Origin of the sequence: Fodinicola feengrottensis, from assembly GCF_010993775.1 — a bacterium.
GTDB lineage: Bacteria > Actinomycetota > Actinomycetes > Mycobacteriales > HKI-0501 > Fodinicola > Fodinicola feengrottensis.
The window spans coordinates 43,317-54,312 of record NZ_WOTO01000062.1 but is presented as its reverse complement, the minus strand read 5'-3'; the positions used below and the strand labels follow the sequence as shown (position 1 = coordinate 54,312).

The following is a 10,996-nucleotide window of genomic DNA, read 5'->3' as shown; positions in this document are numbered from 1 at the left end:
GACGATGTTGTTGGTGTGAGTTCTCCGAGGGTGTTTCGGTCGCTGTCGGGTTCGTCGGTCTACGACCCGATGGGAAATGTGACCGCGACCGCGGGCATGGTCGGTGGCCTCGGCTATCAGTCGGGGTGGACGGATTCGTTCACTGGCAAGGTGAACATGGCGACCCGCTGGTACAACCCAGCGAATGGCCAATTCCAGAACAAGGACTCAGTGTCGTTGGACCCGGCACCGCAGTCGGTGTCGGCGAACCCGTTCGCCTATGTCGATGACAATCCGTTGGGAGGAACCGATCCGTCCGGACAGTGTTCCTCCTTCTGGGACTTCGGGTGCCACCTGGCGGTTGCCGCGGCTGCAGTTAGTCATGCGTACCAGAAGTACGTCGCGCCGGTCATCAGTCATATTTACAACACATACATCGCGCCCACCGTGAATTACGTTTACAACCACTACATTGTTCCTGTGCGGGTGGGGATCCAGACCGCTGTTCAGCATGTGAACGATGCGTGGAATCAGGCGAAGGCCTACGCGGCCCGTGTCAAACAACTGGCGTTAGAAGCCGCTGCCCGGGTCAAACGTTTGGCTGCTGAGGCATATCACCGTTCCGTAGTTTTGTTGCAGCATGCGGCGACGGTGGCGGCCAAGACAGCGGCGACAGTTGGCACCTTCATCAAGGCCCATGCGGCCACGATCGCGTCGATCGCCGTATCGACCGTCGTCTTCGCCGGATGTGAAGCCGCTCTCGGAGCATTCACTGCGGGTGTGGGCGCGGTAGTCGGCGCGGTCGGCTGCGGCGCGCTGGCGGGCGCGGTCGGTGGTTTGGTCGAGCAAGGGGTGAACTGCGCCCAGGGCCAGAAGGGCGGGTGTTCGGCATCCGCCTTCGGCAAGGCGGCGCTGCTCGGCGGCGTCGGCGGCGCGGTCGGTGGTATTGCCGGGGGCCTGGGTGGCCGTCTGGTCACGGCGGCCCTGGGCAAGGCCCTTCCGGAACTGGTCACCAGCGTCCTAGCCGGAGCTGCGGGCGGTGCCGCCGGTGGTGGTGCGACTGCGGCCGCTTCGTACGGGCTGACGTGCTCTGATTCTTCTGCTGGCTGTTCGTGGTCTGGTCTTGGCCAGGCGACCGCCACTGGCGCCGCGACTGGTGCGCTGTTTGGCGCTGGTGGTGCGGCTCTGGCTGGAGTCGGCAAGGCGTTCATGTCCCGCGGTGGCCGCAGCGGTTCCGCCGAGGCGGCACCCCCTTGCCACAGTTTCGTCGGCACGACCCTCGTACTGATGGCCGACGGCTCCCATAAGCCGATCAGCAAGGTGGCAGTCGGCGACAAGGTCGCGGACGCCGTGCCTGGCGGCGATGGGAAGACACAGGCGCACGCGGTCGGGACGGTCATCGTCACCAAAACCGACTACGACTTCGTCAACCTCACCATTGGCTCCCTCGACCGCTCGGGCCACCCGGCATCTGTCGGCACCGTCACCACGACGACCCGTCATCCGTTCTACGACATCACCCAGGCCGCCTTCGTCGAAGCCGGCGCCCTCCACGCGGGTGATCGCCTCCAGCAGCCCGACGGTCGCACGGCGGTCGTGCTAGCGGTACGCCCGTACCGCGACACGCACACCACGACGTACGACCTGACCATCCCCGACCTCCACACGTACTATGTACTCGCCGGGGCTACGCCGGTCCTGGTACATAACTGCAGTCTTGCTGACGCTGCTGCCGATCATAGGGAAAACGCAAATGGTGGTCTTGGAGTTAAAGCAGATAAGAACATCGCAGTAGCTCGAGTGCAGGTTGACGGATCGGATCAGATTATGATTGCTTCGAGCGGAAAGCATGTTAATCCGGGTGAAGTTGGCATGCCAGCGACGAGGCGATTCAATCCCGGCTCACGGCCGTTCGATTCAGAGACTCATATATTTGAAACTTTGGCCTCAAATCTAAAACCTGGCGCGAAGGGGACTGTGGATCTGTACTCTGAACGCCCTGTCTGCCCCGATTGTTCCAACCTTATTGAGCAGTTCCAATCCGCGTTCCCAGATATTAGAGTTAACATCGCTACAGGGATGGGCTGATGCTCTCAATTGCTGAAATCGCCGCAGAGGTAAGAGCGGTGGATGTTGATCTCGTCGTCGGGTTAGATGTTCGTGAAGTGGACCAGCTCGCAAGTTCGTGGCAGATTGGGGGGTTACCTAAGGCGTACGTCGAATTTCTTAGGCTGATGGGTAGCGGCGCCGGACGTATCCTTCTCGGCACAGATGCTTTCTATCCGGCGATCCTTGACCTGCCGCGTGCTACCCATGATTTCTTCGCCGACAACGTCGGAGGGGTGAAGTTACCGGAAGGTGCTCTGGTATTTGCTATGCACCAAGGTTACCAGGTCTATTGGATGGATTCCTTGAATGTTGCGGACCCCTCCGTCACGCTATACATGGAGGAAGAAGAGGCGCCCATGGCTCGATGGAAATCGTTTACCGAATTTGTTAATGCGGAATATTTGTCCGCATATTCGCCGGATAGAAAAAGGTGACTGCTTGCAGGTGAAGTTGGTGGTCTGTCGCTGATTTGATCTGGTGGAGTGTGTCCCGCCGCCGCGTCGGGCCTTGGCGATGATGTCTTCCGCGGTGGCTTTCCAGATGAATGGTTTTGGGCTGATGCTCCAGTGCTCGAGAAGAAGGATCCTCGCCGATCGATGATCATGTCAGACACAATGGACTGACGAGGCAAGGGTTGAGACCCAGTCCCACGCGGTCGGGACTGTCATCGTCACCAAGACCGGCTACGACTTCGTCAGTCTCACGATCGGGTCGCTCCACCACAACGGGCCACCCGGAGTCGTCGGGACGGTCACCGCGACGACCCATCATCCGTTTTACGACATCACTCAGGCCGCCTTCGTCGAAGCCGGCGTGCTACGTGCAGGTGACCGTCTGCAGCAGCCCGACGGCCGCGCGGCGGTCGCGCTAGCAGTACGGCCGTACCGGGACACTCATACCATCACGTACAACCTCACCATCCCCGACCTCCACACGTACTATGTACTCGCTGGGATCGCGGCCGTCTTGGTTCACAACTGCGGCGTGGAGGTCGCAAAGAGCGAAAGCAGCATCTCGATCTCACATGCGGATTCAGGAAGTGGCGTCATTGCTGACCTCGACGAGAGCGGTAGTCTTACACTGATGATGGAAAACCATCCCGAATCTGGATCCCCCCTTCGTGGTAAGCAGATGTTCGCTGATGTGATGGACCACTTTGGCGATCGGGTGAAGTCGATAGCGGGCTATTGGCGCTATGGCGACGACCTGGGAGCATTCAATGATGCTGTCGCTAATGGTAAAGCCTGGGATCTGCCGCTCGTGGTACTTGGACTGGCCAAAGGGCAGCCGAGTACGGGTTCAATCGTGTGATGATACTGCAGGCCGACGAAGGGATCGACGGCTTCAACGTTGTGTCGGTGCTCTTTAGATAGGGATTGGGTATGGATGATCGCTTGGCCTTCCTGCGAGAGGCTAAAGAGCAAGGCGTTGCACCACTTACCGCAGTCCGGAAAATTAAGCATGACGGACTTTTTGAGATGGGGAAGGAGTTCAGCGTGGCAGTGGACTTAAAGTCCACGTTCGGATTGGCGACGCATCAACTCCATGATGTTGTCGGCTGGCTTAAAGGAGTCGTTTCTGATGAAATATTGGAGGATTCCTTAAGGGTTCGCGACTAGGAAATATTGGCTTGTAAGGTCTACTTGTTGTGTTGGGTCGTTGCGGACTCCGCAGGCCTGGCCGTTGAGAGGTCAACTGAGTTTCACAGCTTTGCCCACCGCTTTTTGGCGTTGACGGCTGGTCGGCTCCCGGGTGCCCATCGGGCAGGTCGCTGTCAAATGCAAAGGTCGCGGACGCTGTCTGGGCGCCTAGCTCTTGGTGTCGGCGGTATGATAGGTGGCAAATACGCAGCGGCAATTCTTCGCGCTGCTCGCAAGAAACGGATGCGCGATGGAACATGGATGGATAACCCGAACTATGCTCCCCTGGGGAAATGATGGAAACGCTACACCTGGCAGCTGCCAGCGAAGATGGCCGCAGGGAGTCCCTTGTCCTTGAAGTTGACGATTCGGGGGAGCCAAAACATCAGGCTAGTGCGAGATAATCGGGTTGCCAGTTTCCATGCTGGCGATGATCTATTTGAGTGCCTCAAGGATGTGCGCCGCATCCTTGAAGAAGAGGGCCTCCTGGTTTGCTGCCAGGGATCTCGTCCGACCGTATTTCCTTCCGGGATGGGCAGGCAGATGTCAAATGGACGCCTCGCATATCCGTTGCGGAGGAAGCCGCCTTTGACTGATGATGCTGATCTGGTGGACATTTTTGCGCCAGCTCAGTTCGCTGAAGTTGGGACAGTAGAAAGCCAGCGTCAAGCAGTGCTCGATTTCTTTAGATCTCCCAAAGAATAAACTCCGGCGCGCTACGTGCGGGTGACCGTCTCCAGCAGCCCGACGGCCGTACTGCGGTCGTGCTAGCAGTACGCCCGTACCGGGACGCGCACAACATCACGTACGACCTCACCATCCCCGACCTCCACACGTACTATGTACTCGCGGGCGCAACAGCTATCTTGGTCCATAACTCTAATGGTGTTTGCGACATTGGTGCTGCGGCCAGGGCTGCAGCGAAGAGTGCGAGAGCTCCAGCTCTCCGACATCGAATTCTTGACAGTCCGGAGCTCCAGTGGATTGCCAGAAGCCGCGTGCCTCTCCTGTCAGAGTGCTCTTGTCAGACGCGGCGCCACTGACCTTGCTGGGGGACGGGTGAGGTATGAACTTATCGTTCAGTGATACGACCCGAGCGTTGCTCTCGAAAAGGCAGGTTGGAACCCTGGGCGGAGAGCTGATGTCTCTGTCCTGGTCGGCGACATGAGGTCAATGGGATTCGACGTTTCGGATGCTGCCGTGGATTTCTTGGGGAGAGTTCTCGCAACTGCGGATTCTGCATGCGCCGAGTATCGTCATGGGCGAACGAGAAGTAATTTTGTTGGACTGAGTTTGACCCTGATCGGGTTTGTACCGAACGTGACGCCAGGATCGCCTGGCGCTGCTCTGGGTTGGTTGGAGAGCTGCTCTGTCCTGTTGGTACGGATGGGTTCCATTTCACGGTCTATATTTCCGTCGACGGGAGGTTCTACGCTGGCATGGATGCGGCGGTGTATAGCTATTCAAGGAATGCTGACGAGCTGTTCTCTCTGATGGTCGGTGGAGTCAGGCCGCGACACCTGGCGGACTGGAACGTGTCACGCGAGTAACGAGCCAGAATTACCTGCTGTCGTCTATCAGATCAATGGTGCCGCTACGCTTGTAGTCGTGGGTCATGCGGCCACAAAACGTCCGAGCCGGATCCGAACGGTGTCACCACGGCTTACACCATTGACGCCAACGGCCGCTCCTGACCCGGGTGCTCAAGGGATTCACAGGTGATCCAACAACCCCTCGTCGGCGGCGGACTTGGTGGAGTCTTCCAGAGCGTACGACCCGGCCGGACGTCTGGCCACGCTCACCGACTCCATGGGCGGGACGACCGTTACCAAACGGGACTCGGCTGGGAACAATCCGTTTGTCGAGCAGCCGAACGCCTATCACGCGGCTGGGGAACCGGTCCTCCAACTGACCAACAACTGACCAACAACTGACCAACAACGGAGCCACCACTGCGGTGTCCACAGTGGATACCGCCGATCGGACCACGTCGACGACAGTCGATCCGTCCGGTGTCAATCGCACCACGACCACGACCTTCAGTCCGGACGACCAGCCGCTGACCACCGTGGCCAGTGACGGGACCGGGGCGACAAACATCAGGCGTTGATGTACGACCCGCTGGGCAGAGTGACCAGCCGAAGCTTCAGCGACGCCGCGGGGCATCAGTCAAAAGTCAGCTGGACGCTGGACAAACGTGGCCTGCCGACCTCCATGACCGACGCTGACAACAACGCCACCGCGTACTCGTACGACGAAGCTGGCCAGTTGGCGGTCACCACCGCTCCGGCCGTCAATGTCGAGACTGGTGGCGGCTCGCTCGTTCTCGCCCATCCGGTGATGATGACGGGCTACGACGCTTTGGCGCGGCGCGACCCCCGTGTGACTTGGCGGCAGATCTGGATATAGGACACGAATCCCGCCCAGAAGGCACCCTTCGACTCCCATGGTCAGGAAGTGTTCTCAAACGGCAAGAACTACTCCTGACGTCGATGGCACAATGTCGCGGGGATGGAAGATGTTCAGCCGTCGAGGGGTGCGTATTGGGACCTATGATGGTGACCTGAACTATCTCAAGGAGTGACGTGTTCGCGATTGAACTGGAATCGCAGGAGGCTTCCGGTGATAGGACCGGAAGCCTTGGGGAGGCGGTGGGGCGAATCGTGATTGGCGAATTCGTGGAGACCTTCAGGGCTCCCCTGGGCTTCTGGAGCGAGTCTGACTATCGTCGGAGTTGGCGTCAGGCTTTTGATGCACTCAAGGATGACCCGAACTCTCGGTCGTGCTTGCTGGTCTCCATGACGGATCCTGAGAGCACTAATTTTCTGACATGCTGGCCGATGTATCGTGACGGCGATAATGTCTATATCCAGAATGCCATAATTTTCCTAGATGAGCTTGAATCTGGCTTCGATACCGGAGAGCCGTGGGCTTCTATCGGGCCTCGTTGTGCCATTGACGAAGACGGAAATAGGATTTTCTGAATGGGTGGCATCTATGGATTCTGTGAGAGACTTCTTCGAATGAATCTGTAGTTCTCTCCATGGGCTTGCATCGCACGGGATTCGAAAGTCTGCCCTCGTCCACTCCTTAGAAATGGCGGGCCTGAGAGCGATTCCGAGTCCGCCCCCGGCGTCTGTCATCGACATGCGGGCTCTTCAGCACTGCCTGCCTCCCGTAACGCGGGAGTTGTCCACCTGTAAGAATATGTGACGGTACACAACGGGAGGTGTGGAGTGATTGAGGTTCCGGGTGGGATGTTGGAGTGCGAGCCGGCCGGGTCAGGGCCGACGGCGGCGCTTTTTTTCATCAGTACAACGCTGTTTTGGCGGAGGGTGCCGTGGCGGCGGCGCTGGCCGGCCGCAGGCGGGTGTACGCGATCAATCCGCGGGGGATCGGGGCGTCTGGGCCGGTACGGGATAGTCGCGACCTGACGATGGCGGCGTTCGTCGATGACCTCGTCGAGGCGCGGAAGGCGTTGGATGTTGAGAAATGGCTGCTCTGCGGGGCGTCCACCGGTGGGATGGTCGCGCTGTTGACGGTGTTGGCTGATCCGGACGGGGTCAGCGGGCTGATTCTCATTGGTACGGCCGGAAGTCACCGGTTCGTGCAGGGCAGCATGTACGACCCGAACAACACTGAGGCCGCACAGATGCGCCAGGAAATGCAGAAACTCATGGTCGGCGGTGACAAGGAAGGCTACCGGGAGGCGATTTTCCGGTCCAGCGTGGCCGACCCGGAGCGTACGCCGATTCCTGCCGAGTTCAGCGCACGTCCGGACGCGTTTTCGATGCCACGGATGATGGCTTTCGGGCAGGCCGTCAGCTCGTACGACATCGAGGACCGGCTTGGTGAGATCCGGTGCCCCACGCTGGTGTTGGTGGGGCGGCAGGATCCGCAGTGCCCGCTGCCGAACAGTGAGCGGCTCGCGCGGCCGGGATTCCGGGGGCGGAGTTGCACGTTTTCGAGAACTGTGGGCATTTCCCGCAGTGGGAACAGCCGGCGGAGTTCCAGGGAGTCGTTGACGACTGGCTGTCACGCCACTGAGACTCTGAGGCCCTTCCATGCCTCGGTGATCGCGGCGGCGAGGCGCGGGCCGTCCGGGAGTGTGCCGGCGACTCGTTCGGTCACCGAGGCGAAGGTGGCGAAGTCGAGGGTGCCGTCCATCTGGTCGTCGAGCGGTGCGGCATGCCGTTTGATGATGGAGGATATTCGGCGGTGTCCGCTGAATTCAGGAGGCCGTAATGGAAGATGAAGGCTGGATCGCCGAGTTGCGCGGGCTCGCCGCCCAGAATCTGGACATTGTTGAGATTGTGGATTCGATGCGAATGAGGCACGTCGGGGTTGGGTGGCTCTGGGCGCGGCGGTCGGTGCGGTGTCGGGTGGTCGTAAGTCGTTCAGGGATGCCCGCGCCGGGCCGTCGGCTCCGTCTGAGGAGTCTGCACCTTCTGGCGGTGATGAAGAGTCGCCTTCGTGTACTTTGCACAGTTTCGTTGGTAGCACTTTGGTGTTGATGGCGGACGGGTCCAGCAAGCCCATCGGCAAGATGCACGTCGGCGACAAGATCGCGAACTCTGTTCCAGGTGGCGACAGGAGACGCAGGCGCACGCAGTCGGCACGGTCATTGTCACCAAGACCGACTACGACTTCGTCAACCTCACCATCGGCTCTCTCGATCACGCGGGTCACCCGGCATCTGTCGGCTCGGTCACGACTACGACTCATCACCCGTTCTACGACCTCACGCAGGCCGCGTTCGTCGAAGCCGGCGCCCTCCACGTTGGTGACCGCCTCCAGCGACCCGACGGTCGTACCGCGGTGGTGCTATCAGTACGGCCGTACCGCGACACGCATACAACGACGTACGACCTCACCATCCCCGACCTCCACACGTACTATGTATCGGCCGGCTTGCTCCCTGTGCTTGTCCATAATGTCGACGAAGACAATCTTTGTAAGCTAACGCTTGGGCCTCCCCTGACCGGGCAAGTAGCAGAAGGTGTCGCGGCGGAACGTGGCGACAAGGTCCTGCCGCATGAACAACAAATGATTAACGAGTTTGGCGACCGAAACGGCTGTACCGCGTGCCGCGCTCTGACAATTCAGGGTACAAGGATGGACATTGGACGGGCGATCACAACCCTGCCAACAAGCTTAACCCGAATGGACCATGGACTCTTTACCCGCACTGTAGCGTATGCTCGCGCAAACAAGGTGGCATTGTTAACGCAATTCTTCGAGGATGGTATGCTGAGTTTCCAGTCTCTAAGTTCAGTGGCGGAGGATAGAGTTTATGGCGGTGGGCTTGCGCGGTTCGCTCATGGACTGCTGGTCGTCGCTTCTTCGGACAGTGTAGATTCTCATGATTCGTGGGATCCAGGGCAGGAGTCAGTCCACGCCGGCACTGACTCGCTGTACGTATCGGTCGTCCCTGCGGCCACTGGATATGTGACCGTTATTTGTATCAGTGGGCCGTACGTCCCTGAAGGTGCGAATTTGCTTTTCTCGGGAACGATGCGGCTCTCGACGGAAAACATCGCAATCTATGATCCTAATGGCGAGATTCGACTTGAGCTTCCAGTCAATGGGAACGTCCACAAGGTCGACCTCTACGGGGATGACCCTGACGAGCCTGCTGAAATAATCATCGTATTGAATCCGGTCTCGCCTGCACCATAGTTTGGTTGGTGACAAGCAATCCGGCGATAAGGTGGCGCTGTAGAAGCCCTCGTATGGACTCCATGTGGGCCGGTTGAAGGCGGTCAATTCCGAACTTTTGGAGGTTGCTCCATTCGGACGTTGGCTGGAGGACGAGGTGTAGCCTCGCCTTTCTGACCTGCAGCCCTCGCTGCGGATCGCTGTAGCAAATTCGAAGCCCATCACCTGTGTCCTGGGCGGGGCTCTGCGGTGGTTCACGGCAGTAGTTGACGGCAACGTGAGTGGATGGTGGCGCCGCAAGGTTCGAAAATCTGCCTTGTCCGCTCTTTAGAAATGGCGGGGCCGAGAGCGATTCCGGGTCCGGCTGCGGCTCTGGCTGGAGTCGGCAAGGCGTTCATGTCCCGCGGTGGCCGCGGCGGTTCCGCCGAGGCGGCACCCCCTTGCCACAGTTTCGTCGGCACGACCCTCGTATTGATGGCCGATGGCTCCCATAAGCCGATCAGCAAGGTGGCAGTCGGCGACAAGATCGCGGACGCCGTGCCTGGTGGTGACGGGAAGACGCAAGCGCACGCGGTCGGGACGGTCATCGTCACCAAGACCGACTACGACTTCGTCAACCTCACGATCGGGTCTCTTGACCGCTCGGGTCACCGGGCGTCTGTCGGCACGGTCACGACGACGGCCCATCACCCGTTCTACGACATCACCCAGTCTGCCTTCGTCGAAGCCGGCGCCCTCCACGCTGGTGACCGCCTCCAGCAGCCCGACGGCCGTACGGCGGTCGTGCTAGCAGCACGCCTGTACCGCGACACGCACACCACCACCTACGACCTCACCATCCCCGACCTTCATACGTACTATGTCCTTGCCGGACCTGCGGCGGTCCTCGTCCATAACTGTGGAGTAACGGACAGTCGTGGCCCCGGTGATGCCTGGGAGGAACTTCAGGATGCCGACGGCATTGATCATGCAACAGAGCGGCATACAGTTGACGGGCCTCGGTACAATCCCAAAAGGACTCGGTATGGAACGAAGGCACAGATATCGGTGCGATGGCCGATCAAACGAGAGGCTTGACTGGTCGAATCCAAGATGAACGCGGAGGTGGAACTGTTGAGTTCATCATCAACGCCGGAACCGATGTAGGACGTCATCCAAACGGCGATTCCACACAGGTTTACACTGTCATTCGGAACAGATGGAATGGAGATCTCATTACGACGCATCCAGGCCTGCCGGAGCGTGGCTAATGGCAATGCTTGTTAGCCTTCGTGACGAACGCGAGAACCTGATTGAGATGGTTGCTTCGGATCCCGCACTTGGTTGGGTGGTGCCATATCTTCCTCCTGGCGAATTTCCAATGATCGGGCATATTGACCCTTATGGAAATACGATATTCAACAGATCGCAAATGCGAGCACTGCGGGCCGAGATTGATGTATGTCGGACAGATGAACGCGTTAAACCTGGGGCAGTGGAGTTCCTCTTGGAGATCTCAAGACTTTGCGAGCTGGGTGACAAGCGACCGCATAAGTTCCTCTGGTTTCTCGGTGACTGACCGAAGTCTAGAATAACGGCCGTCTGCGCTCGGTGTCGGTTTCAGATGACTT

General features: G+C 59.2%; 11 protein-coding genes and 1 pseudogene. All 12 read left to right on the top strand.

Annotated elements, in window-relative coordinates:
- Nucleotides 1–2,067 (top strand): deaminase domain-containing protein (locus tag GNX96_RS39770; protein ID WP_279582720.1); only part of this gene is annotated, 2,067 nt, incomplete at its 5' end.
- Complete coding sequence (locus GNX96_RS39765) at nt 2,067–2,522, top strand: SMI1/KNR4 family protein (RefSeq protein ID WP_163572821.1); 456 nt, start codon at nt 2,067–2,069, stop codon at nt 2,520–2,522. The genes GNX96_RS39770 and GNX96_RS39765, both read left to right, overlap by 1 nt.
- A gap of 232 nt (nt 2,523–2,754) precedes the next feature.
- A pseudogene (locus GNX96_RS66080) lies at nt 2,755–3,063 on the top strand (polymorphic toxin-type HINT domain-containing protein); the annotation flags it as partial.
- A 9-nt stretch (nt 3,064–3,072) separates the two neighbouring features.
- Nucleotides 3,073–3,399, top strand: a complete 327-nt coding sequence (locus GNX96_RS58820; protein WP_279582719.1) for a hypothetical protein — start codon at nt 3,073–3,075, stop codon at nt 3,397–3,399.
- Between the two features lie 71 nt (nt 3,400–3,470).
- Complete coding sequence (locus GNX96_RS39755; RefSeq protein WP_163572820.1) at nt 3,471–3,707, top strand: hypothetical protein; 237 nt, start codon at nt 3,471–3,473, stop codon at nt 3,705–3,707.
- A gap of 710 nt (nt 3,708–4,417) precedes the next feature.
- Entirely contained in the window at nt 4,418–4,771 is a 354-nt protein-coding gene (locus GNX96_RS66075) for a polymorphic toxin-type HINT domain-containing protein (protein WP_163572826.1), read from the top strand.
- Nucleotides 4,772–5,480: 709 nt separating this feature from the next.
- Nucleotides 5,481–5,651, top strand: a complete 171-nt coding sequence (locus GNX96_RS39745) for a hypothetical protein (protein ID WP_163572819.1) — start codon at nt 5,481–5,483, stop codon at nt 5,649–5,651.
- Between the two features lie 207 nt (nt 5,652–5,858).
- A complete protein-coding gene (locus tag GNX96_RS39740) occupies nt 5,859–6,137 on the top strand; it encodes an RHS repeat domain-containing protein (RefSeq protein WP_163572818.1) in 279 nt (92 codons plus the stop codon).
- Between the two features lie 176 nt (nt 6,138–6,313).
- Nucleotides 6,314–6,712, top strand: a complete 399-nt coding sequence (locus tag GNX96_RS39735) for a hypothetical protein (RefSeq protein ID WP_279582717.1) — start codon at nt 6,314–6,316, stop codon at nt 6,710–6,712.
- Nucleotides 6,713–7,053: 341 nt separating this feature from the next.
- Nucleotides 7,054–7,983 carry an alpha/beta fold hydrolase gene (locus GNX96_RS39730; protein ID WP_279582716.1) on the top strand — a complete coding sequence of 310 codons (930 nt, stop codon included), beginning with the start codon at nt 7,054–7,056 and terminating at the stop codon, nt 7,981–7,983.
- A 368-nt stretch (nt 7,984–8,351) separates the two neighbouring features.
- The gene (locus GNX96_RS58815; protein WP_313885907.1) at nt 8,352–9,407 is read left to right on the top strand and encodes a polymorphic toxin-type HINT domain-containing protein; all 1,056 of its coding nucleotides are present in this window, start codon (nt 8,352–8,354) and stop codon (nt 9,405–9,407) included.
- Between the two features lie 264 nt (nt 9,408–9,671).
- Nucleotides 9,672–10,463, top strand: a complete 792-nt coding sequence (locus tag GNX96_RS39720; RefSeq protein ID WP_163572816.1) for a polymorphic toxin-type HINT domain-containing protein — start codon at nt 9,672–9,674, stop codon at nt 10,461–10,463.
- Nucleotides 10,464–10,996: the final 533 nt, after the last annotated feature.